The sequence below is a fragment of the Streptomyces sp. NBC_00663 genome (assembly GCF_036226885.1).
Classification (GTDB): Bacteria; Actinomycetota; Actinomycetes; order Streptomycetales; family Streptomycetaceae; genus Streptomyces.
This window is the reverse complement of sequence record NZ_CP109027.1, coordinates 8,180,173-8,203,772: the sequence shown is the minus strand read 5'-3', so window position 1 is coordinate 8,203,772 and position 23,600 is coordinate 8,180,173. Positions and strand designations below refer to the sequence as shown.

Annotated in this window: 19 protein-coding genes; 13 read left to right on the top strand and 6 right to left on the bottom strand. The window is 73.8% G+C overall.

The window, feature by feature from the left end; all coding sequences use genetic code 11:
- Window positions 1-10: 10 nt before the first annotated feature.
- From OG866_RS37240 to OG866_RS37225, 4 genes are read right to left on the bottom strand one after another with little or no spacing between them, the layout of a single operon-like run.
- Window positions 11-595 carry a hypothetical protein gene (locus tag OG866_RS37240; protein WP_329341664.1) on the bottom strand — a complete coding sequence of 195 codons (585 nt, stop codon included), beginning with the start codon at window positions 593-595 and terminating at the stop codon, window positions 11-13.
- Entirely contained in the window at window positions 592-1,956 is a 1,365-nt protein-coding gene (locus tag OG866_RS37235; protein ID WP_329341662.1) for a hypothetical protein, read from the bottom strand. The genes OG866_RS37240 and OG866_RS37235 overlap by 4 nt, the downstream gene beginning before the upstream one ends.
- A gap of 10 nt (window positions 1,957-1,966) precedes the next feature.
- Complete coding sequence (locus OG866_RS37230) at window positions 1,967-3,802, bottom strand: hypothetical protein (RefSeq protein ID WP_329341661.1); 1,836 nt, start codon at window positions 3,800-3,802, stop codon at window positions 1,967-1,969.
- Window positions 3,799-5,925, bottom strand: a complete 2,127-nt coding sequence (locus OG866_RS37225; RefSeq protein WP_329341659.1) for a hypothetical protein — start codon at window positions 5,923-5,925, stop codon at window positions 3,799-3,801. The genes OG866_RS37230 and OG866_RS37225 overlap by 4 nt, the downstream gene beginning before the upstream one ends.
- A 207-nt stretch (window positions 5,926-6,132) precedes the next feature.
- Here OG866_RS37225 and OG866_RS37220 point away from each other — a divergent pair, with 207 nt between their 5' ends.
- From OG866_RS37220 to OG866_RS37160, 13 genes are all read left to right on the top strand, one after another.
- Window positions 6,133-7,008: an effector-associated domain EAD1-containing protein gene (locus OG866_RS37220; RefSeq protein ID WP_329341657.1), complete on the top strand. Its 876-nt coding sequence runs from the start codon at window positions 6,133-6,135 to the stop codon at window positions 7,006-7,008.
- Window positions 7,005-7,754, top strand: coding sequence for a hypothetical protein (locus OG866_RS37215; protein WP_329341656.1), 750 nt, complete (start codon window positions 7,005-7,007; stop codon window positions 7,752-7,754). The genes OG866_RS37220 and OG866_RS37215 overlap by 4 nt, the downstream gene beginning before the upstream one ends.
- The gene (locus tag OG866_RS37210) at window positions 7,751-8,842 is read left to right on the top strand and encodes a HesA/MoeB/ThiF family protein (protein WP_329341654.1); all 1,092 of its coding nucleotides are present in this window, start codon (window positions 7,751-7,753) and stop codon (window positions 8,840-8,842) included. Before OG866_RS37215 ends, OG866_RS37210 begins: the two co-directional genes overlap by 4 nt.
- Window positions 8,839-10,305, top strand: coding sequence for a ubiquitin-conjugating enzyme E2 (locus OG866_RS37205; RefSeq protein WP_329341652.1), 1,467 nt, complete (start codon window positions 8,839-8,841; stop codon window positions 10,303-10,305). The genes OG866_RS37210 and OG866_RS37205 overlap by 4 nt, the downstream gene beginning before the upstream one ends.
- Window positions 10,295-11,371 (top strand): JAB N-terminal domain-containing protein, encoded by a 1,077-nt coding sequence (locus OG866_RS37200; RefSeq protein WP_329341650.1) that lies wholly within the window; start codon window positions 10,295-10,297, stop codon window positions 11,369-11,371. The genes OG866_RS37205 and OG866_RS37200 overlap by 11 nt, the downstream gene beginning before the upstream one ends.
- Window positions 11,319-12,221 (top strand): hypothetical protein, encoded by a 903-nt coding sequence (locus OG866_RS37195; RefSeq protein WP_329341649.1) that lies wholly within the window; start codon window positions 11,319-11,321, stop codon window positions 12,219-12,221. Before OG866_RS37200 ends, OG866_RS37195 begins: the two co-directional genes overlap by 53 nt.
- Window positions 12,218-14,122 carry an ATP-binding protein gene (locus tag OG866_RS37190; protein WP_329341648.1) on the top strand — a complete coding sequence of 635 codons (1,905 nt, stop codon included), beginning with the start codon at window positions 12,218-12,220 and terminating at the stop codon, window positions 14,120-14,122. Before OG866_RS37195 ends, OG866_RS37190 begins: the two co-directional genes overlap by 4 nt.
- Entirely contained in the window at window positions 14,119-15,273 is a 1,155-nt protein-coding gene (locus OG866_RS37185) for an AAA family ATPase (RefSeq protein ID WP_329341647.1), read from the top strand. The genes OG866_RS37190 and OG866_RS37185 overlap by 4 nt, the downstream gene beginning before the upstream one ends.
- Window positions 15,274-15,327: 54 nt before the next feature.
- The gene (locus OG866_RS37180) at window positions 15,328-16,137 is read left to right on the top strand and encodes a hypothetical protein (protein WP_329341646.1); all 810 of its coding nucleotides are present in this window, start codon (window positions 15,328-15,330) and stop codon (window positions 16,135-16,137) included.
- Between the two features lie 61 nt (window positions 16,138-16,198).
- Complete coding sequence (locus OG866_RS37175) at window positions 16,199-16,486, top strand: hypothetical protein (RefSeq protein WP_329341644.1); 288 nt, start codon at window positions 16,199-16,201, stop codon at window positions 16,484-16,486.
- Window positions 16,483-17,232: a hypothetical protein gene (locus OG866_RS37170; RefSeq protein ID WP_329341642.1), complete on the top strand. Its 750-nt coding sequence runs from the start codon at window positions 16,483-16,485 to the stop codon at window positions 17,230-17,232. The genes OG866_RS37175 and OG866_RS37170 overlap by 4 nt, the downstream gene beginning before the upstream one ends.
- A 3-nt stretch (window positions 17,233-17,235) precedes the next feature.
- Entirely contained in the window at window positions 17,236-18,978 is a 1,743-nt protein-coding gene (locus tag OG866_RS37165) for a hypothetical protein (protein WP_329341640.1), read from the top strand.
- 211 nt (window positions 18,979-19,189) lie between these two features.
- The gene (locus OG866_RS37160; RefSeq protein ID WP_329341638.1) at window positions 19,190-22,321 is read left to right on the top strand and encodes a hypothetical protein; all 3,132 of its coding nucleotides are present in this window, start codon (window positions 19,190-19,192) and stop codon (window positions 22,319-22,321) included.
- Between the two features lies 1 nt (window position 22,322).
- Here the strand turns inward: OG866_RS37160 and OG866_RS37155 are convergent, their stop codons facing one another.
- Window positions 22,323-22,535, bottom strand: coding sequence for a radical SAM-modified peptide, FtsH ternary system-associated (locus OG866_RS37155; protein ID WP_329341636.1), 213 nt, complete (start codon window positions 22,533-22,535; stop codon window positions 22,323-22,325).
- Window positions 22,532-23,587 carry an AmmeMemoRadiSam system radical SAM enzyme gene (gene amrS / locus OG866_RS37150; protein WP_329341634.1) on the bottom strand — a complete coding sequence of 352 codons (1,056 nt, stop codon included), beginning with the start codon at window positions 23,585-23,587 and terminating at the stop codon, window positions 22,532-22,534. The genes OG866_RS37155 and amrS overlap by 4 nt, the downstream gene beginning before the upstream one ends.
- Between the last annotated feature and the right edge of the window lie 13 nt (window positions 23,588-23,600).

Sequence of the window (23,600 nt, the reverse complement as noted above, 5' to 3'; positions counted from 1 at the left end):
GGCCCGCGCCTCAACCCTGTCCCTCGCACGCGTTGATGTAGTACAGCTCTATCTCCACCCGGTCCGCCGATCCCCCGGACCAGAACGGGCGCGTGCCCACGTTCCCGCCGCAGAAGGCCTGGGGGCGGCGGGACTTGAGGGTGGCGTTGACGTCCTCCGCGAGGTCGGTCGCCGCGCCGAGCATCGACTGCGGGGCGACGCCGAAGGTGATGACCATGCCGATACGGCGCCCGTCACCGCTCGCGCGCATCTCCTTGTCGAGGGCCGCGACGATCTTCTTGCGGTCGGCGGCGTTGAGGTTTCCCTTACCGGCGGCGCGTCCCGTCGCGCCCGAGGACAGGGACACCGCGATGGTGTGCCGTTTCGGGTCGAGGCCGGTCGGCCCCTTCGCCGTGCGCGACGGGGACGGCGAGGCGGCGGACGACGGCGAGGACGAGGACGAGGGCTTCGGGGACTTCTTCGCCCCTGCCGCACCGGTGCCGTCCGAGGCGACCATGCCGAGCACGACCAGGAACAGCACCAGGAACAGGTCCGCGAAGAGCCAGCCCGCGAGATGGCGCGGGGCGATACCGGCGCCCGGGGGGCGTCGCCTCACCGCTCTTCCCCGCTGTACCAGTCGTCACCGGGCCGGCGGGGCGGCGGCGTCGCTGCTCCGGTGTCGGGGCCCGTGGTGTCGGGGGCCGTGGTGTCGGAGCCACCGGTGTCGGGGCGGGGCGGCGCGGGCGGCGGAGGCGGCGCCGCGGCGGGCCCGTGGGAGCCGCCGCCGGGATGCCCGTTGCCGTTGAAGGGGCCGCCGTAGGGGCCGTTGGAGGGACCGCCGTAGGGGCCCGTGGACGGGCCGCCGGAGTTCGACATCGGGCCAGGGGCGGAACCGTAACCGCCGGTCCCGCTCCCGCCTCCGTTCTGCAACAGGGCGAGCACCCGCTCCAGGGCGTCCATGTAGGCGTACATCCGCTCGCTGTTGTCGTTGAGCACGCCCATGGCCTCGCCGACCCTGCGGGTGGTCTCGGTGACCTCGTCGGCGACGGTGGCGTGCACCCGGTTGGCCTCCTGGGAGCTGCCGGCCGCGCGGCGCAGTTCGGCGAGGAGGCGGGTGAGGGACTCGCGGGTGGCCTGTTCGTCGCCGCGCAGGTCGTCGCGCATCTTGGCGAAGTCGCGCAGGAGTTGGTGCGGCACGGTCAGGGAGCGGCCCATCTCGCCCAACTCGCCTGCGGAGCGGGTCCATTGGTCGAGGGCGGTGACGAAGCGCCCCTCGGGTCCTGGCGCGAAGATCCGCTCCATGCGGTCGGCACTGTCGGAGAGGGTGCGGGAGAGTTCGGCCGTGCTGCGGGTGATGTCCCGTGCGATGCCGACGAGTTGGCCTGCCGGCACGACCTGGGCCTCCAGGACCGCGTGCTTGGAGAGCTCCATGGTGAGGAGGGTCAGCTGGCCGCCGACCCGGGTGCGCAGCCGGGTGCGGGACGCGTCGTGCTCGGCGGACCATTCCAGGCGTTGCAGCCACGTCGTCGCGAGGACCACTCCGCCGATGAGCAGCACCACGAGCAGGACCGCGGTGCCGCCGAAGCCGGAGGCCCACAGTTTCAGGAAGTTGGTGCCCTTCGCCGAGTCCTGGAAGTCCTGGAAGGCGAACCACAGGGAGAGCCATGTCAGCACGATCGGCAGGAACACGGACACGTCCCGCGCGGTCGACACCACGGCGATCAGCCCGCTGTTGCGCGGCTCCTCGTCCGGCACCAGCACCTCGGGCGGATAGGCGTGCAGCAGGTTGACGCCCGACAGAGCCCGGCCGCCGGCCCGGGCGTCATCGGCGATCCAGGTCAGGACGGAGCGCCCGGTGCTCTCCTCGGGGCACTCCTCGGCCAGCTCGGTCAGCCGGTCGGCGGCGGCCCGGAGTGCCTCGGAGGGTTCGGGCGCCGGGGGCGCGGGCTGGTGTGTGTCGGGTTTCCTGCTGGACAAGACCTCTCCCTCAGTACCGGGGGCCACGGCGGTCGGGGCCGTGGTCTCCGTCGTGCGGCCGGCCGGGCAGATGCTGCTGGAAGTACTGCTGGACGACGACGCCCTGGACGGTGTCCTGCGCCTTCCCGCGTCGGCAGCTGTCGAGAAGCGCCTGGAGCAGAGCGGGCGACGGGGAGCGCCCCGCCGCCTCCAGGACGTCCAGCACCTCGCGCTGCCCCAGTTGCGCCCCCATGGTGCAGAGCAGCAGCAGCCGGTACAGATGCACCGCCTGCCAGGGGTTCTGCGGCGCCATCCGGTCCACCGCCTCGGCGTGGAACTGGGTGCGGCGCAGGACGTCGAAGGGGTTGAGGCGCTCCTTGCCGCCGCGGTGCCCGGTGCAGCTCTCCAGCAGGACACGGGCCTGGGCCGGGGCGATCCGGCTGATCCGGTCCACCTCACCCAGCAGGAACGCCATGCTGAAGCGCCCCACGAGCACGCGCACCATGTCGTTCAGCACGCTGTCGGCGACGCCGATCCGCAGGGCGATCCGCAGCAGCGGCAGTACGTCGAAGCTCGCGTGTCTGCGCGCGGCGCTCTCCAGCCGCTGCTCCATCACCCGGAACACCACCTGCCCGCCCGGCGGCGCCACGGTGAGTTCGCGCAGCAGGTCCGGGCCGCCGCCGTCGAAGCAGCGGTGCAGGGCCCAGGTGTGGATCTCGTCCCGCAGCCGCCGGTAGGGCTGGAGTTCGACCGTGTCGGGACGCCAGAGGGCCATGAGCCGGGCCAGCTGTCCCTCGGTGGCGCGGTCGAGTTCCAGCTGTATCCGGGGGATCGCGGTGGCGCTGCGCAGATAGGCGTCCTCGCGGTCCGAGAGGTCGCCGCTCGGGGCCGCCTCCAGCAGGCTCATCACATCGGTCATGAGTCCGGGCGCCACCTGGTGGCCGGACGCCCACTCCCTGATCTTCGAGGCGCTGGCCATGGGCTGGTCCGGCAGCAGCCGGGTGAGGGCGTCGGCACCGCGACGCCGCTGGAAGGCGACGAGGCGTGCGGCCTGGTCGTGCAGGGGGCCGGGCGGGCCGGGGTCGGCCTTGACGTCGATGCGGCGCCGGGCGGAGTGCCGGGCCCCGGTGCCGTCGCCGCGTACGAAGACGAACTGGGGCAGGTCCTTCGCCCCGTCGTTCTCCTCCCGGGTGGCGAAGCCCCAGCTGCCCAGCACCACCCGGCCCAGCAGCCCGGCCAGGGCGTGCACGACGACCTCGCCGTCGACCGGTGAACCGACCACCGTGAGCGGCGCCCCGGGCTCGTCCATGACCGCCTCGACGAGTCGCACCAGCAGGTCGTCGGGCACGTCCTCGGCCGCCGTGTCGAGGACGTCGAGGAGATGTTGCTCGTCGATCAGCAACTGCCGTACGAGGTCCAGCGGGACCCGCTCCAGGCGCTCGGCGCCGCTCCCCCGGGTCGCCTGGCCGTCGAGGAGGGCACTCTGCCGGACCGGCGGCGGCAGCCAGTCGTCCCAGTCGCTGCGGCAGGCGGCGAGCGCGAGGTGCAGGTCGATGCCGGCGGCCGGGCCGGTCAGGACGTAGGTGAGGGTGGAGCCGGCCCGGCCGTGCGGGTCGCGGACCGGGAGTTTGCGCAGGACGGCGGCCTCGTGGTCGTGCCGGAGGTAGACGAACCCGGGCGCGGTGTCGCCTGGATGTTCCTGGGTGGCCCACACCATGTGCTCGATCCGGCTGTTCCAGCGCAGCAGCGCCTCGCGGTCGAGGGAGGTGGCGACCGGGCCGACGTCGCCGCGGCCGGTGAGGGAGCGTTCGGACCACTGGTAGACGGTGATGTCGGCGCGGGGGCCGCCGCGCGCGGGCAGGCTCATGTGCCGGGCCCCCGTCCCAACAGCAGGGCGTCGGCGGCCGGACCCGTCATGACGCCCTTCATGGCGAGCAGCGCCAACAGCGGGCGCAGTACGCGGTGTTGCCGGAACAGTGTCTCGTCGAAGCGGCGGGCCGCGGCCTGGTCGGCCTGGGCTCGGGGGCCGGTTCCGGTGGCGGAGGCAAGGTGCAGGGTGGAGCCCTGGCACTCGCCGGCGAGCTGGAGCCAGTCGCCGCCGCCGCGGGCGCCGAGGAAGGCGTACACGTCCTCGCTCTCCCGCTCCACGGTGCTCAGGTCGCCTTCGGCGTCCGGCTTTTCGTGCAGCCAGCCGTCGATCTCGCGGTACCCGCGGAAGCGCAGCAGGTCGCTCTTGGTGACGACGAGGGCGCACGGGACCGGCAGGAACGGCAGGGCGGGGTTGGCCTGTTGCTGGCGCAGCCGCTGGCGGACGTGCTCGAACGCCGGGTCGCGTCCGGTCGTACCGCCCTGGGAGGTCAGGCCGTACACGCGGGTCGGGTCGACGACGCAGAGCAGGGCGCTGAGCCGGTTGAGGAAGTCGGACTCGCGGCCGGGGCGTTCCAGCCGGCCGCCGGCCACGTCGAAGAAGACGACGCTGTGCGAGCGGCCGGAGTGCTCGTCGGTGACGACCAGGCCGGTGGAGTAGCGCAGTTCGGGGCGGTCGGCGGTGGCGACGAGTTCCTCGCGGCCGTCGATGAAGGGGGCGACGACCTCGTTGAGGTAGAGGTGGTAGCGCTGGGGGTCCAGGGCCTCCACGCGCAGGCCGTAGCGGGCCATGACGGTGGACTTGCGGGCCTGGTCGATCATCGCGGCCAGCAGATGGGACTTGCCGGTGCTGGAGGCGCCGACCAGCCCGATACGGACCGGTTCGGTGCCGAACAGCGGGTAGCGGTAGGGGAGTTCGTGCTGGGGCACGTCGTCGTTGCCGGGGCAGACCACATAGGTGCGGGCGAGCTGGGCGTCCCGCTCGGCGGCGGAGTGGGTGGGCAGGTCGGCCTCGGGCAGCATGCCGCCGGAGGCGTCGAGGACGACCCGCTCGGCCGTGTCCCAGTTCAGGGCCCGCAGGCACATGGGGCACTCGACGGGGCCGAGGGTGGGCAGCGGCCGGTCGGTGACGATCCGCAGCCGTCGCCCCAGTCGTCGCCACCGGCCGGGGGGCCGTACGGCGGGCGGGGCGTAGCCGTTGGCCCGCAGGCGGCCGGCGCCGGTGCGCTGGCGGGCGCGCAGGGCGCGGAACTCCTCGCGGGCGAGGGTCTCGCGGCGTTTGGCCTGTTCCGCGAGGGGTCGCTCGAACAGGCCGCTCGGCGTGGCGCCGTCGACGAGGCGGCGGACCAGTTCGCGCGCGGGCGGGGAGACGGCGGAGCCCAACGGGAAGGCGGCGCGCAGGAGTTCCTGGAGCCATTCCTCGTGGCCCTGGTCGAGGACAGCGTGGATGTGTTCGCGGGAGGAGCCGCGCGGCAGGGTCTCGCCGGTGGCCATCCAGAACGCGACGAGGGCGGCGCTGAGCACGTCCTGGTCGGCGGAGGCGGGGAGTCCGGGCCGGAATCCGGGCGCGTCCCATGCGGTCGCCGGTCGGTCGGGCAGCGGCTCGGTGGCGTACACGGCCCCGTCCAGTCCGCCGAGTTGCAGCCCTTCGGCCGGGTCCCACCACAGGTGCTCGGGGCTGATCCGGCCGTGCACCAGACGGGGTTCGTGCAGTCCGGCGACGGCCTCGAAGAGGTCCTGCACGACACCGCGCAGCCGTGGTCCGTGCAGCACGTCCGGGGTCTCGAAGCCGGACAGGGGGACGCCGCGGCCGTCGAGCAGCAGTCGGTGCGGGCGGGTGGAGTCGTCGTAGGCGAGGACGTGGGTGAGCTGGCGGGGCAGGTGCGGGCCGTGGAAGTCGGTGAGGCTGCCGAAGAGTTCGAAGTGCCGTCGCATACGCAGCTCGGCCTCGGGCCCGACGGCCTCCTGCATCATCACCGGATGCCGGCCGGGCAGCCTGCGGTACCGCCGTACCCGGAAGGGTGGCAGCTCCAGGCGGCCCTGCTCCCCGGTGTCCTCCTCAAGGCTGAAGACCGCCTCCACCCCGTCCCCCGACCCGGGCCTTCGGCCCCGGAACTCCGCCACCCCCGTGTCTCCTCCCCGTAGCCCTGCCGGACACCAACTATCACAGAACGCTGCCCACGCGAGCGGTGCTTCAGGCAGAGCACCGAAATGAGTGCACTCGGCGTTCACCAGTTCCTGACGGATGATCAACTCCTGTTGGGCAAAGGCCAGTCAGGGGTATGACCTGGCCCGGTACAGTCGGAGCACCTGAGGCTGGGGGGAGCGCGCATGGCGGCACTGACGGCGGGGCAGCTGCAACGGGACGGGGTGCTGCGCGTACTGGCGGAGTTGTACGCGGACCCGCTCAGCGCGGAGCTGCTGCTGCGGGGGCTGGGCGCCGATCTGACCCGGCTGCCGCCCTTCGGGGGTTCCCAGGCGCCGCTCGGCCACTGGTTCCGGATCTGTCTGACGATCGAGCACGGGGCGTTCGGCTTCACGCTGGAGGACCTCGTCCGGGCGGCGCACCGGGACTTCCCGACCAACGACGTGCTGGGCCGGTCGGTGAACCCTCCGACCTCGGGCGGGTCGCCGGACGAGCGGCTGACGGTGCTGTGTCTGCTGGCGGGCCCCCGAGAGGCGTCCAGGCTCCAGCTGCGGCACGAGTACCGCACCATCGAGGAGGCCGCCCGCCGGGGCCGTCGCCGCGTCCTGGACCTCAGGCTGTCGGCGGCGACCCGGCGCCGCGATCTGATCCCGGCGTTCACCGAACACAAGCCGGACATCCTGCACTTCGGCGGGCACGGCTCCACCGACGGCGAACTGCTGCTGGAGGAGGACGACGGCACGGTCGCCCCGGTGAGCGCGAAGGCGCTCGGCACGGTCCTCGACGCGGTGGGCGGAGTGACGGTCGCCGTCCTCAACGCCTGCCATCTGGGCCGGTATCTGGATGTCGTCAGACCTTTCGTGGGCGAGGTCATCGGCGCCCCGGCGAAGCTGAACGACGACGCCGCACTGGACTTCTGCCGGGAGTACTACACGGCGCTGGCTCTCGGCGAGTCCGGGGAGCAGGCCTTCAAACAGGCCCGGGCAGGGGTGGGCCTCGGCCCGCTCGGACCGCCTGACCTGCGGCGCGAGCTGGGGGGCCGGAAGGGCGGCGGCCTATGAGCGAGCAGCGGCCCCGCACCGTGAGCGTTCATGTCCCGGCCGGGGTGAACGTGGCCGAGCGGCGGCGGCGCAGCCAGGCCCGGGAGCAGGCGGAGGCGCAGGCGCGGGAGGCGGCCGGGGGCGGGCCGAGCCCGGCGGCGTACGACTTCCTGCTCGGGCAGGCGGGCGGGCGCCGCGAGGCGGTCGACGTGCCCCAGCCGGACGGCGAGCCCGGTGAGGAGGTCACCGTCGTCACCTCGCAGCTGCTGCGCAAGCTCGGCTCGGCCGGGACCACCTGCCCGGTCTGCCATCACTCCTTCCGGCTGGGCGAGCAGATCTCCATCGAGCGCGCGGACACCGGCCCCGGCGTCGTCCTCAAGCACCGCAGCCGCCGTCTGGACTGTCTGAACCCCGAGGCGGGCGGCCAGTCCTCCGTCGCGGCCGAGCTGTTCCACCAGGGCGTGGACGAGGCGAATCCGCCCCCGCCGGAGCTGAACACGGTCCGGCTGCACCGGGGTCATCCGCTGCTGCGGCTCCATCCGGGGCCGGGCGACGGGGCCCCGACCCGGCACCGCTGCTGGGTGTGCGGGCACACCTTCCGGCCGGACGAGGTGGTCATCCACTGCACCTGTGCGCCGGACGCGCCGACCTGCGCGAGCGCCGTCCACCGCGACCCGGACCACGGCCTGGTCTGTTACGACGACTGGAAGGCCCAGCATCCCGGGGTGCCGTGTCTGATGCTCAACTCCCTGCGGGACCCCCGGTGACCGGGGACCGGTTCGCGCGGCACGCGCTGATCCCCGGCTGGGACCAGCGGCGGCTGGCCGGTGCGACGGTCGTCCTCGCGGGCGCCGGCGCGCTCGGCAACACGGTCGCCCAGACACTGGCGTTGGCGGGGCTCGGCCGACTGGTGGTGTGCGATCCGGACACGGTCGCGGTGAGCAACCTCAGCCGCTGCCCGCTGTTCCGCGCGGCGGACGTGGGCCGGCCCAAGGCGCGGGTGCTGGCCGGGGCACTGACGGACCTGGCGCCCGGCACGACCGTGGATGCCCGCGAGGCGCCGCATGTCTCCGGGGCCGGGCTGGCCGAACTCCGTGAGGCCGACCTGGTGGTGAGCGCGCTGGACAGCCGGGCCGCCCGGATCTCCCTGGCCGGGCGGTGCACACTCGCCGGGACCGGCATGCTCGACGGCGGCACGCACGCGTGGGGCGGCGAGGTCACCTGGTTCCCGCCCGGCGGGCGCTGCCGGGCCTGTGGTCTCGGTCCGGCCGAGCGTGCGGTGCAGGACGACCCGTGGTCGTGCGCCGCGCCCGATCCGGCCGCCGAGGTGGGCGCCTCGGCTCCGGTGTCCGCGCTGGTCGGCGCGTGGCTCGCCGATTTCGCCGTACGGCTGCTGCTGGGGCTGTCGGTGCCGGACGCGCCGTTGCGGGTGGACGCCGCCGGGCTCGCCGTACCGCTGTCCGGCACTCCGCCGCGTGAGCATCCCGACCCGGACTGTCCGCTGCACGAGCGGCTGCCCGGGGAGGTCCCGGTGCTGCCGCTGGACCACCGGGCCACGGTGGGCGAGCTGCTGGACCACCTGGACATGCACGAAGAGCCGCTCGCCTGGGCAGGATTCAGCAGGCCGGTGCGGCGGCGGGCGGCGGTGCGCGCCATCACCTCCCGGCTGCGGTCCGCGCCCGCCTCGGCGCGGCTGAGCGCACTGGGGGTGGCGCCGCGTGAAGTACTGCCCGTGGCCCGGCGCGACGGATCGGGGCTGCGGTACGTCGAGTTGGCCGCCGCCGGGACGGAACGGCAGGGAATACAGGGCGACTTGACCGAGGCACGGCGCGCGACGACGGAGGGTGTCCTGTGAGGGACGAGCTGTACAACGAGCTGGAGCGGGTGATCAACCCCCAGGAGGGCGAGATCATCCTGCGGTCGATCGGGTTCCGCGAGGCCCGCCTGCCGTCCACGGAACTGTCCCCCCGGTTCTACTGGTCGGAGGTGCGCCGTCTGATCGACGCGGGTGTGCTGGTGGACGGCGAGGCGCTGCTGGCCCGTGCCGCGCACAACGAGTACCCGGGCAACGCGGTGTTCCGGGCCTCCGTCGAGGCGCTGGAGCCGGTCACCGAGCCGCCGCAGCCGCCCCGCTCCGAGTACCACGGCCCGCCGCCCTCCGGTCCGACGCCGGCGTCCGCACCGCCGACGGAGCCGGAGACCTATCCGACCCTGGTCTTCGTGTGCAGCACGCACCACGCGGCGTTCATCGAGGAGGTGCGCCGCCTCGATCCCCGCGCCGAGCTGTTCTTCGTCAGCCAGGGCGAGGAGGCCCAGGTCGGGCAGATCGCGATGTCGCTGACGCGGGAACTGACCTACGGTCAGATCGACGATGTACGCGGCGAGTTGATCGCGGCGGGCGCCCCGGCGGACCTGGAGATCCTCCAGGAGGTGTACGACCACCGCCCTTATCTGCTGGAGGCGCTTCGGGTCAACGGCCCCGACCAGCAGCCCTACGACCTGGCGGGCGTGCCGTCGATCACCCCGGTGCGGGACATCGCCGCCGCCGTGCTGGCGCACTACGAGGGCCGGATGGGGCGGCGCCCGCGGACCGTCGTCGACCATCAGCAGCCGGACGGCAGCTTCCGCCGCCTGGACCCGGCGCAGTCCCTGCACGACGCGGGCGTGCGCGAGGGCGACACGCTCAACGTGTATCCCGAAGCGACCGCCGGGCACGCCGAGTTGCGGATGCAGGCGATCATCCGGGTGCGCGAGGAGATGCACCGCTACGCGGACCAGCACGAGGACTTCGAGATCGTCGACACCGACGACCCGGAGTTCCCCACCGACTACGAGATCCGCTTCAAGGGGCCGGGGCTGCGCCTCCCGGACCAGCAAAGCGCGAGCGCGCTACCGCGCCCGGAGGCGCAGGACAAGCACAATCTGCTGATCCTGCTGGGCCCGGACTTCCCGCTGGTCGCCCCGGCCGTCTTCTGGCTGAGCCCGATCTTCCACCCCAACATCAAGGGACCCGATCCGCAGTACCCCGAGGCCGAGGGGGCCGTGTGCCTGGGGGTGCTGGCGCACTCCTGGCGCCCCGCCCTGGACTTCGGCCAACTGTGCCAGATGCTCGTGGACATGGCTGGGTATCGTAATTACGAGATCTCGGACAGTTTCAACCCAATCGCGGCATATTGGGCTCAGACGGAGGACGGTGCGGCCATGATCGAGGCCATCGGGGGCAAGCCGCCGGTGCCTGTCCCACCCCCCGACGACGGCGCGCTGCGCGTCGGCGCGCTGCGGATACGGCGGACGGACGGGGTGGCCGATGGCACTTGACATCGAGCTCTTCCAGGGCGAAGCGCGCCAACTGGTGCGCACCGAACCGCTGATCGCGCTGCTCAAGCCGGCGTTCGCGGCGGAGACGGCCCCCTTCAAGGGCCGCCCCCGTTTCGTGCTGATGCTGCGCAACGACCCCGGCCCCGACACCTACGAGCCCGAGACCCCCGCGACCTCAGTACCGTCCGAGACCGACACCTATGAGGGGGATCTCCACCTCACCAATCTCCGCGCCGACTTCGGGTACATCCATGTCGCGATCCATATGGAGGGACGCGTGGTCTACCAGAAGCCCTACTCCGTCAACTCTCTCGTCGGCCCCGTACTCGCCCGGCTCGCCCGGGAGATCGCACCCGAGGAGCGTCGCTGGGCGTTCCGGATCGCCGGGCTGCCCTCACCCGAGGACGGGGAGTCGGCGCAGCGGCTGCCCCCGGTGGTGGACGGCACGGACGACATCGACGTCTCGCGCTCCACCCGGCTGCCGTTCGGTATCCGCCCGGCCGCCGAGCCCGAGATCCCGCTGCTCGACCTGGCCGGGTACGGCGTGACGCTCAGCGACACCGGGGCGCCGGTGACCGTGCTGCTCGGCACCGGGGTGCAGCGCAGCCTGATGGAGATGGAGCTGTCGACCGAGATCGAGGAGGGCGGCTTCCTGGTCGGCCGGGCCTTCCGCCGGGCCGACGACCCCGCCCTGCACGCGGTGATCGTCGACGAGGTGCTCCCCGCCGAGCACTCGGGGGCCTCACTGATGCACTTCACGTTCACCGGCGACTCGTTCCGCGCGATGAGCCGGACGCTCGGCGACCGTCAGCTCGTCGGCTGGTACCACACCCATCTGTTCCAGACCGAGCGCACCATCGGTCTGTCCCGCACCGACATCGACCTGCACCGGGACACCTTCCGGCGCCCCTGGCAGGTGGCCGCCCTGATCAACCTCACCTCGCGGCGGCGGGTGCTGACCTGCTACGCCTCCTCCGACGACTGGATGGCGCCCTGTCCGATCCGGAACCTCGATGACGACCCTGACAGCCACCGTAGTACGCATCCTTCACTGGGCCATCACTGAACCGGCCCCCGACGGCACCCCGTTGCCGCCTCCGACGACCTCCGCCGCGCCGCGCGAGAGCGACGACGACCCGGTCGTCCTCCTCGAACGGCTGGCCCGCGTCACCGCGGCCCGGCTGCACCTGTCCGACCCGCCCCTCGGTGACCGTGGGCCGACGGGCCTGGAGCCGCTGATGGTCGCGGCCGCACTGGCACTGCGGGACGCCCCGCCGACGGCGCGTCTGATGGCCGAGGGCGTGGGCGGCTCGGGTACCGTCCGCGATCTGATGGCCCGTCATGGCCTGGTCGGGCGTGCCCTGTCGGCGACTCCGGTCGACGCCGAGCTGCGCACGGCACTGCTGCGCGCCTCCCCGCTCACCGCCCTCTTCGACGCTCCTCCGCCGGGCACGGAGGAGCGCTGCGGGCAGCTTCTCGACCGGTTCCTGGACCACACCGAGGGCAGACGCGTGGCGGTGGCGGGCCTCGCCGCACCGCCGTCCTCGCCCGCCACCGCCCGTCACCGCGCGGCGCTGCTGCGCCGGTTCCGCTTCACCCCGGGGGAGAGAACAGTCGTGTACGAGGTGTACGAGACAGCGCTGCTGCACTACGGCGGCCACTACCGCGGACTCACCGACGACGTCCGGAAGTTGGCGCGGGACACCCCGGCCCGGCTGCTCGACGACGACGAGGCCGGCCAGTGGGCGCGGGCCACCCTCGACTGGTGGCAGCCCCTGTCGGTGCTGGCCCGTCGCCATCCCGAGGAGCTGCGCCGCCGTCCACTGCTCAGCGGCTACCGCCGGGGCACGGAACTCCACCGCATCTACGGCCGGGTCCGGGAGTTCGAGGCATTGCGCGAGGTGCTGGACCGATGACGAGAGCACTGCGCCTGGCCACCGCGGACCACGGCGACCGGATGGACCTGCTCGGCACGGCGGGCGACCGCCCACTGCGGGAGGTGCTGGCCTCCTGCGAGGTGTGGCTGCTGGACCCGCTGGACGAGGAGCTGCTGGACCGGCCCTGGTCGGACTTCGCCGCCGACATCCTGCTGCGGTCCGAGATCTACCCCGGTACACCGCTGTTCGCGCCGCCCGGGATCACGGCCCCGCCGGTGCAGACGTCACCGACCTCGCCCGCCCCCACGTCCCTCGCCAAGCCCCTCGACGGGAACGCCGGCGGTGTGGAAGCGGCACCCGACACCGAACCGGCCGACCACCCGGACCGCATCACCGACGCCCAGGCCGTCCGGCTCGCCTACTACCCGCACATCGAACGCGTCGCCTCCCTGCTGCGCAGCCGGCTGCCCGTCCTCGTCATCAGCGAGAAGCTGATCGTCACCCATCTGTGGGAGGAGATGGTCACGCTCGCCGAGTGCCGCGGCATCCGGCTCGACGACGACTCGACGGACGACGAGGGCGGCGGTGGCCGTGGGTCCGGCGACCCCGTCGCCGACATGAACGGCGCGCAGCTGAGCACCCGGCAGCGCCGCCTCGCCCGACTCCGCGCCCAGCTGGAGGAGTTGAAGGAGGGCGACGTCATCGTCCTCACCCATCTCGACCTGCTGGCCGGCAGCGCCGACATCGGCCGGCACGCCGAGGCGCGTGAACTGGTCGAGCTGCTCTACGCCTTCCCCGATCAGCTGGTCCTCGCCTTCGCCGACCCCACCCTGCCGCTGCCGGACGTGCTGGCCGAGCGGTTCAGCGCCCGGGTCACCCTCAGCGGTCTGCCGCCGAAGGTGAAGACGCCGGAGACCGAGGAGGCCCTCCTGGGGGCCGCCCTGGTGACGCGGGAGGAGGCCGAGACCTTCGAGGGGTTCCAGCCGCGCGAGTTCTACAAGCACGTCGCCGGCATGAACCCCGTACGCCTGCGGCAGGCCATGCGGTACGCGCACGAGAAGCACCGGACGCAGCCGAAGCGGGCCACCCAACAGGACCTGCGGGAGACGCTGTTGACGTTCAAGGCGCAGCAGTCCTCGCACTTCGAGGTCCCCAACGTCACGCTGGGCGACATCGGCGGCTACGACGAGGTCAAGGACGAGATCCGGCAGACGCTCGCCATCATCAGCGGCGCGCAGAGCCTGCCCGACGACATGGAGGAGGTGCGCTCCGAACTCGTCCCGCGCGGCATCATCTTCTACGGCCCGCCCGGCACCGGTAAGACACTGTTCGCCAAGGCCATCGCCAACGGCATGAACGCCACCATCCAGGTGGTGTCCGGGCCCGAGGTCACCGACATGTACGTCGGTGAGAGCGAGCGCAAGGTGCGGGAGATCTTCGCGTCCGCGCGGCGCAGCGCGCCCTCCGTCATCGTCTTCGACGAGATCGACGCGATCACGATGGAGCGCAGCAACCGTCCCGACGGCGGCAGCCGGGCCGGCAACAGCGTGGTCGCGCAGATCCTCACCGAGATGGACGGCTTCCGGCCCGAGGTGCCGATGCTGGTGATCGGCACGACGAACCGCATCGACATCATCGACAAGGCGCTGCTGCGGCCGAGCCGGTTCCGTTCCATCGCCATCTCGCTGCCCGACGTCACCGCCCGCCGGGCCATCCTGCGCCACCACGCGGGCCGCTATCACATCTCCCTGGACGACGAGGTGCTCGAACTGATCGCCGAGGCCACCGCGGGCCGCAACGGCGACGAGCTGCGCTCCCTGATGCGGGACGCGTTCGTCGGCAGACACATGCACGGCATCGAACCCGACGCACGCCGGCTGGGCTGGCTGGTGGGGCGCCTCCAGCAGGGCCGCCTGGAAATGATCTCGGAGCGCCGATGACAACCGCGACGGCCACCTGGAGTGGCGACGACCTCAACGCCGTACGACGTCTCAAGGCGCTCGGCCGCAGCATCGACCAGCACTTCGTGGGGCGGCGGCTCGCCCTGGACCTGCTGGAGGTCGCGGTCCTCGCGCACGAGCACGTGCTGCTGCTCGGGCCGCCGGGCACCGGCAAGACGGACCTCGTCAGCCGGTTCGCGGCAGGGCTCGGCAGCCGCCCCTTCGTACGGCTGCTGACCCGGTTCACCGAACCGGCCGAGCTGTTCGGGCCGGTGGACGTGCCCGCCTTCCAGAGCGGCCACGAGTACCGGTTCCGCACCGACGGCATGCTGCCCCAGGCGCAGGTCGCCTTCCTCGACGAGATCTTCCAGAGCGGCAGTCCGATCCTCAACACCCTGCTGACCGTGATGAACGAGCGCGTCTTCCACAACGGCCAGGGCGTCGAGGCCGTCCCGCTCATCACCCTCGTCGGCGCCGCCAACTCCCTGCCGCAGGACCCCTCGTTGCTCGCCTTCGCCGACCGGTTCCTGCTGCGCCTGACGATCCCGCCGGTGGCAGGCAACCGGCTGGACGAACTCCTGGCGAAGGGTTCCGCGCTCGGCCGCGCCACCTCCGCCGGTGACGAGCACGCGTGGATCGACGCGGCCACCCTGGACCGGCTGCACCGGCAGCTGGCGCACGCCGATCTGAGCGTGGTCACCCCGGAGTACGCGGAGCTGATCCATGAACTCCTCGGCCAGGGCGTGACGTTGTCCGACCGGCGGATCATCCGCGGGCTCCGGCTGGTGGCCGCGGCGGCGCTGCGGGAGGAGCGGGTACGGGCCGAGGCCGCCGACCTGTGGCCGCTGGAACACTTCTGGTCCGACCCGGCGCACGCGCCGGTGGTACAGGAGGCGGTACGCCGCCGCACCGGCGGCCTCTCCGAGGACCCCGACGAACCCGCCCGGACCGTACAACGCCTGGTCTCCGACGCGCGGGTCCTCGGCCGTCAGGTCGGGGCCGGGTCGCCGCCCGCGTCCGTGGAGCGCGTCCTGCGTCAACTCAATACCCTGAGACTGGAGTTGAGGCGTGCTGTTCCGGGCAACAGGGAAGGCGAGAGGGAGCTCGCGAGTATCATCGACCACACTCTGGCCTTGCTGGACCAGGGCTGACGCACAGCTACGGGCGCCCGCGCCCGGCTGCGGAATCAGGGGGACACCAGCTCTATGTGCAATCCGCGCAGGGTCCGTGTCGAGGCCACCAGAGAAGTCGTCGAGGCGTGGGAACTCGCCCTGGAGCGCCGCGCCAGCGCCAGCGACTCCGTGGTCAGCGAGTTGGAGGTGCGCCATCCGTTCGGCGGCACGCTGGGGCAGGCCACCCGGCAGGTCTTCGAGCACACGCTCGCCACGGCCGACGGCTGGCTGGCCGAAGGCGGCGGCCATGTACTCACCTTGACGGACGGTCAGGTCCGCTACGACCCCGCCACCGGCGAACTCGTGGTGACCGCCCGCCTGGAGGACCAGGTCACCGTCGAGGGCCACGCGGCCGAGACCCTGCGCGGCGCGGTCCGCGAGCAGGCCACCGGCAGCGGCGAAGGGCGGTACTACGCCGACGGATTCGCCGGACGCACCCGTGAAGTGGCCGAGCGCGAGGCGCAGGTGGTCGCCGAGGCCGACGCCGTGCGCCGGGCGCGCGAACTGGCGGGACGGCTGCGGGCGCAGGCGGACCAGGAGTCGACCACCGCGGCCGCCGCGGCCGAGGCCCGGCTCCAGCGGGCGGCGGACGACGACGCACGGGCCCGGCTGGCCGAGGAGCGTGAGCGGGTCCGCGCCGACCTGGAGACCCGCAACCGCGAGCGCATCACCCGGCTCGGGCAGGACGGGCTGCGGGCCGTGAACGGCGTGCTGGCCACGGCCTATCAGCGGGCGCTGCTCGACTTCGCCCGGCAGCACGGCGCCACCGGCATCCGGCAGGAGGAGTCCGACGGCGGCATCGACATCGAGTTCGAGATCGACTTCGACAGGACGGAGAACTGACTCGGGGCCGGCTGGGGGCTTCGACGCCGTGGGGAACTGATCCGGGATGGAGAACTGATCGATGCGGGTGCGGGTGCGGTTCCGGTTCAACCCGGACACCGGAGAGGTCGAACTGTTCCAGGTGGACGACATCGGCGCCGGTTCCGGCCCCGAGCACGACGCCGAGCACGACCGGATCAGCGCCGAGCTGGGGCAGGTCCTGGCGCGCCGGCCGGACGTCGAGGAGATCTCGCCGTTCGAGGAGCGGCCCCTGCAACGGCACGATCCGACGCCGCAGACCCCGCGGCGCACGCGGGAGGAGGCCGTCGAGAGCGAGGGTCCCGAGCCGGGTGAGCGGGAGACCGCATGAGCCGGCGCACCCGGCTGCTGCTCAAGGCCGCGCGCTGCTACTCCGAGGCCCAGGCGCACACCGAGGCCGCCCGCTGCTACGACCTGCTCGGCTGGCAGTGGTCGGCGGCCGACGCCTACCAGCGGGCCGGCGACTTGGAGCACGCCGCGCGCACCTACCGGCAGGCCGGCCACCCGGAACAGGCGGCCCGCTGCTACCGGCTGCTCGGCCGACCCGAACTCGCCGCCCGCTGCTGGCAGGAGCGGGGCCGCAGACTGGAGGCGGCCTGGGAGCTGCTCCTGGCCGGTGACATCACCCCCGCCCGCCGGCTCCTGGCCGCCGCCGACACCGTCGGCAAGGGACCCCAGCTGCTCCGCCTCGAACTCGCCCGCGCCCTCGCCGACCGCCTCGGCGGCGGCCCGGCCGGCCCCCTCCTCGCCCTCCTCCCCCGCGTCGAGGCCCGGCTGCCGTCCCTGGCCGCCCGCACCGAGCGCCGGCTGACGCTGGACTGGGGCGTCGAGGCGGCGGACCGGATCGAGCGCTTCGACTGGGGGGCACGGCTGTTCCGAGCGGCCTACGACGCCCAGGGCGGCGGAGACGTACTGGACCGCTGGCGGGAGTGGGCCGGCGAACGGCTCGGCTCCACCGCCTGGCTGCCGTCCGGGCCGCCCGTCGAGGCGGACGTCGGGACGGGCGGCGAGACAGGCGTCGACGCGAACGTCGGGACGGGCGTCGACGCGGACGTCGGCCGGGCCGAGGGGCGCTGATCCATGGAACGCGGCGAAAGCCCCCTGCGGCGTTTCCTGAACCGCATCACGCCGGAGACACCCCCCTCCGCCGGCACCCCGCCGACCCCGATCGTGGCGCGCCCGGCGCCGCGCGGGGCTCCGCCGCCGACCCCGCAGCCCCCTCCGGTCCAGCCCCCGCCACGGCCACCCCGCCAGGCGAGCGGCGCTCACGACCACGGCGTCCGCTTCAGCGTGCGCCCGGCGCGCCCGCCGGAGGAGGACCCTCCGACACCGGCGCCGCCGGTCTCGTACACCTCCTCCCCCACCGTCGACTGGCGCGTCGCCGCCCGTTTCACCTCCCCGCACCGGGTCCTCGGCGCGTTGGAGGCGCTGCACCGGGCGGGGGCGGCGGAGTGGAGCTGTCACGGGGAGCCGGGCGGCGGGGCGGTCTGGCTGCTCAGTGTGATCGGCCCGACGGTCGGCACCGAGCTGCTGAGCCTGCACGGCGGCGCACCTCGACCGGTCCTCGGACACGGGGCGCTCGCGGGCCAACCCGGCGGCGGACCCGATCAGTTGAGCGAGGTGCTGTCCTGGCCCGCGCTCGACCTGGTGGACCTGGTCTCCCGTCTCCCCCTGACCCCGCCCGCCCGGGCCGGCCACCGCACCGTGCTGGTGCTGACGGCACCGCAACTCCTGTCGTCCGTCGTCCGCCAGGCGCTGGCCTTCGGTGTCGAGGTGTCGTCGCTCGCCGTACGGGCCCGCCCCTGGGACAGCCCGGACCTCCCCCCACACGAGTTGACGGCCTTCGCGTTGACGTCACCGGACGCGATCCCGCACGCCCTGGTCGTGGCCCTTTCGGCGCTGCCCCGGACGGCGGTGTGCCGTGCGGTGACCGGCTGCGAACGGCTGCTGCTGGACGTACGTCTGTCTCCTCCCCTCGACGACGCCCTGCTGTACTCCCCGGTGCCCGAAGGGGAGTTGTGGCTGGTCGGCGACCGCGAGGAGTGGCCTCCGCTGCGTCTTGAGCCACTGGGAGCACCTTCGCCGGTACCGACCGAGCTGGTCGGGGTGGCGGCCGAACCCCCGCTCACCGCTTGCGCGTTGCCGGACGCCGCGCGAGTGCCGTCGACGCGGGTGCGGGTCGTGTCCGACGCCCACGCGGACACGGCGGTCGACGCGGTCCTGCTGCACGACGACGAACTCCCCCTTCTGCGCCGGTACTTGCCGGGCCGGCCCCTCGGGGAGGCCGGGTTCCTGCTGCCGGGCCCCGGTCACCATCTGCTCCTCGAACCGGCGGGCCTGGCCCGCGACCTCCCGTTCGGCGTTCCCCTGCACCGCATCGGTCCCGGCAGCCTGTTCCTGGAAGCCGGGCACACACTCACGCCCCCGCTGCCGCCCGCGGCCCGCGCTCACCTTTTCGGCCTCGACGGCACCTCGGCGGTGGTCTGCTGGCACGGCGGCCGGCACCGCTTCCCGCTCGCCCCGATGGTGCCCCTGTGGACCCTGTGGGCCCCACCGGAGCCGGTCGAGGTCTCCACCGGTCTGTCGAAGGCGGGCCGCGAACTCCTCGACGCCCTGGACGCGCTGGCCACGGCGAGCGGCACCCCGCAAGGGCCGGCTCCGACACCCCACCACAGCCCCGGCGAGGCGCTCGAACGGGCCGCACGCCTACGCGCCACGGGCGACCACGAGGGCGCCGCCGAGGCCTTCCGCTCCGCGGGCGACCCTCTGGAGGCGGCCCGCCTGTTCGAACGGGCGGCACTGGAGGGGACAGAGGAACGGTGACGGCGAGCGGCGGCGGGACGGAGAGAGGCGAGACGACGAGTGACGGCGGGACCGAGCGGGGCGAGACAGCGACCGGAGGCGGGACGGAGCAGGGCGAGACAGCGAGCGGCGGCGGCGAGACGGTGAGCGGTGGCACAGCGGCGACCGACCACGCGCCACCGACCTGTCGCACAGAGTCAGGCCGCGGCGTCGCCGATTCCCCGGGGCTCCCATGACGGCCCGCCCCGAGGCCGCCGTTCCTCCCGGCCCCCGGCGGCTCCTCTCGCTCACCGGTACCGACCCCTGCACCGGTCTCTCCCGGGACGGCACCGCGTTTCTGCATCTCACCGAGCGTGCCCTGAGCTGTCGTGACGACACCGGGCGGGTGCTGTGGTCGGCGCCCGGGGAGGGGCGGCCGGCGGCCGTGGCCTGGGGGCCGGACGGCGGTGAGGTGTTCGTGCTGCGCGCGGGGCGGGTCGAGGTGTACGACGGGGACAGCGGGGCGCCGGCCGACGACGGGTTCCCGGTGCCGGCCGGCGCGGACACGCTCACGGTGTCGCCCGACGGACTGTGGGTGGCCTGCGCCGGTGACGGCGTGCTCGTCCACCATCGGGGCACCCTCGTGTCGTCCCCGCTGCCGACGGTGGACCCGGTGGTCGCCCTGGCCTGGGATCCGCAGGGCCGCCAGCTCTGCCTGGCCACCGCCACCGCGCTCCAGCTGTGGAGCGTCTCCCCGGTCCGGATGGACTTCGCCCCGTGCACGGGCCGCACCGGCATCACCGCCCTCGCCTGGTCGCCGGAGCGCGACACGCTCGCCTTCGCCGACGCGGCGGGGCTGCACCTGGTCGACCGCACCACCGGCCGGAGCCTCGCCGACGCACCGCTCTCCGGTGCCGTCGTGGCACTGGGCTTCAGCCGGACCGGACGGTTCCTCGTGGCCGCCACCGATCGGGACGCCCTGCTCGTCCTCGACCGTGCGCTGGAGCGGGTCGCGCAGCTGCCCGCGCGGATCACGTCACCGCGGGACCTGAGCGTGTCGGCGACCGGGCGGCTGCTGTTCACCGCCGGGGCGGGCCCGGAGCTGTGGGAGCTGCCGGACGCGGCACCGTACCGCGCGGAGCGCCGGGTCGGTGTGCTGCTGCGCAGCTGGGCGGCGGCGATGTGCCGCTCGGTGGGACGGGCACTGCCGGCCCTGCGGGACCGGGCGCCCCGGATCACCGGACAGACGCTGCTGTACGACGCCGGTGACGCCCTGTGGGCTCCGGCGATCGCCCCCTCGCGGGACGGCCGTTGGGTACTGGAGACCGCGCCGGGTTCGCTCGCCCCGCTGAAGGCGCCCGGTCCGGACGACGGGCGCCGGAGCGTGGCCGTGGCCACGGGCCCGGGCGGCGCCCATGACCTCGAACTCTCTCCCGGGGGCGGCGAGTTGCTGGCCTGCGCGTCACGCGAGGGTCAGGCCGGGCTGACCGTTCTCGACCTGGGCAGCGGGGAGGCCCGGGCGGTACTGGAGGGCGGTCAGGGTCCCGCGTGGTGCCCGGCACCGGCCGAGGGATCGGCGACGCTGGTCGTGCCCGAACCGGGGCCCGCACCCACACACCTGTTCGTGCACGTCCTGGATGCTCGCGGCGTCCCGGCCCAGCAGCGCGGCAGTCTGCATCTCCCGCAGGGCACGGGCCGCCCTACCTGGTCACCGGACGGGACGGTCCTCGCGGCCGGGACCCTGGGTGCGGTGATGCTCTGGCACATGCCGCGCAGGGAGCGGGCCCGGCGACTGCCCCTGCCCTCCGGCGCGTTCGTCACCCGCGTCGCCTGGTCGCCGGACGGCAGCCGGCTGGCCGCGACGCCGCCCGCCGGGCAGGGGCCGTCGGTGGTGTGGTCGACGCTGACCTGGCGGGTGCAGCGCGAGTTCGGCGCGCCGGGCGGGCGCGGCTGGGCACCGGCGCTGGCCTGGTCACCGGACGGCTCGCTGCTCGCCGCGCCGGGCCCCGGTGCGGACACCACGGTGGTCGAGGTGTGGGACGTGACCCGGGGCACGGTGGCGATGACCCTGGACGAGGGCCCCGAGCGCGGCCCGGTGTGGTCGGTGCGCTGGTCCTCCGACGGCCGCCGACTGGCCGTGACGTACAGCGGCGGCCTTACCCTCCTGTGGGAGGTGCGGACCTCGCCGGAGGCGACGGAGCCCGGCCCGCCGTTGCCCGAATCCCCCGCGTACCTGGCCGAGTTGGGCACGATGGCCGCCGCGGTCGACGCGGCCGTACCGCTGGACGCGCTCGCGGACATCGCGGGGCTGCTGCGCCCGGCGCCCTCCCCGGGACGGCGGCTCCTCCATCAGAGCCCGGCCGCCCGCGCCCTGCGGAACCTGGGCTGGCCGCGCTCCGCGCATCCGGCGCTCGGCGCACTGGTGGCGTCGCGGCTGCCGGGAGACGCGCGGTACGTCCCACCGCCGGGCGTGTCCCTCCAGGAGCTGCGCACCACGCTGGAGTGGGGCCTGCGCGGCAGCGGCGAGCCGCCGGAGCGCCCCTCGGTCACGGCCTCCGAACTGGCCGCCGCCCTGGACCGGGTCGGGGACGAACTCCTGCCGCTGCTGGCCCTGTTGGGCCCGGACGCGGTCCGGGAGGACCCGGCGCTGCCGTTGCGGCTCGCGCGGGGGCCGTGGGCGTCGGCCGCGGAGGCCGCCGCCCGGATCCCCGACCTGCCCTCGCGCCTGCCCGTCCTTCTCGGTGACGACGTACCCGGCCCCACCACGGCGGGCGCCCCCGCGCAGTGGGCCCGGCACGGGCCGCCCGACCGGCTCGTGCCGAGTCAAATGGCGTTGCCCGCACCCTTGTTGAACGCCCTGTGGGCGCAGGACGCGCTGCTGTACCGCACCCGGCGTGGGCGGCTGCCGTGGACCGAGCGGGACGCGGTGCTCGTCCTCGACACGGGGGCCGCGGCGCAGGGGCAGGTGGGCAGCTGTCTGCGTCTGTGCGCGCATCTGCTGGCGGCGGCGCTGCTGGAGGCCGACCGTGCGGTGGCGCTGGTGCACCTCGACGGCCGTGGGGCGCCCGCCCGGCTGACGTGCGCGTCGGATCTGCGCCGGCTGTGGACGCCGGTCCTGCCGGAGCCCGCCGACCCGGCGCGTGCGGCGGCGCTGGCCCGTGAGGCGGCGCGCGGGCTGGCCGCGGTCGACTCGGGCGAGCCCCGCACCCTGCTGCTCACGCACGTCCACGAGCCGCCGCTGCCCGTGCCGGGCGCGCTCACCCTCCGCGTCCACTATCCACGGCACCCGGTCCCGCCGGACGGGCCGGACACCTGGGTGCTGGCACCGGAGCCGGACGGGGACGACCTGCGGCGGGTGCTCGTGCGGATCCTCGGGCGGCTCTGAGTCAGCCGCAGAGCATCTGCTCCACTGCGTCGGGCCCCATCCGCTCCAGCAACTCCTCCAGCATGTCCGGCCGGAAGGCGTCGCCGAGCACCTCGACCCCCGTCTCGTCCCAGCTGATCCGCAGCCGTACGAGCCGTCCGTCGGGATGGTCGTCGTACTCGGACGCGTCGATCAGGTCCGGCAGGTCCTCCACGAAGCGGTACTCGGCACTCATGCCCCACCCCTCTCGTCCATGGTCCAGATCCCGGCGATCCGCTCCCCGCAGGCCGGGCAACTCCCGTCGCGCAAAAGGCTCTCCGTCTGCCCCCATACCCCCCGGGTCACCACTTCGACCCCGCACCCCGGGCACCGGGTCGCCCGGCCCCCGGCACCGAGGGCCCGCTCGACGTACACGTACCGCAGTCCGGCCGCCCGACCGATGCGCGCCGCGTCCGCGAGGCGCTCCGGCGAGGTGGGGCGGTTATCGCGCATCCGGTACGTGGGGGTGAAGCGCAGCAGATGCCAGGGCGTGTCCTGGCCGAGCGAGGCGACGAACTCGGCTATGTGCGCGAGCTGTTGGTCGTCGGCGCTGGTTCCGGGGATGAGCGGCGTGCTCACCTCGACCCATACTCCCGCGGCCTTGAGCAGTCGCAGCGTCTCCAGGACGGGCGCGAGCGGTGCCCCGGTGAGCCGGCGGTGCTCCTCCTCGGCGGCGGCCTTGACGTCGATGTTGACGGCGGCGAGGACCGGGGCGACGCGCTCCACCGCTTCGGGCGTGAGGAATCCGTTGCTCTTCCACACCAGCGGCACACCCAACGGACGGGCCCTGGCGCCGAGTTCGAGGGTGAGTTCGGCGGCGAGGGAGGGCTCGGAGTAGGAGAGGGCGAGACCGCCGCCCCGCTCGGCGGCGGCCGCGACCAGCTTCTCGACGTCGGCGTCCTGCGCGGCGACACGGCTGTCGGGGTCCCTGCCGTACTGGGAGACACGGTGGTTGACGCAGTAGTCGCAGCGGAACGAGCAGCCGGGCGGCGCCAGGGTCAGCAGCGGCAGGCCGGGCCGGAAGTGGTAGAAGGGCTTGCGCTCCACGGAGGACCAGTGCTCGACGGTCGTACCCCAGGTCGCCGTCAGAACCCGATCGCCTTCCCTGCGGCGTACCTTGCACGCGCCCGTGTCACCGTCGCGCAGTCGGCAGCGGAAGGGGCAGAGGGTGCACTGAAGGCCGCCGTCGACCGCCCGGTAGAAGTCCGCCGGTACCCACGCGACCACCCCGCCACCCCACCCCGTCACCCGGTTTTCCACG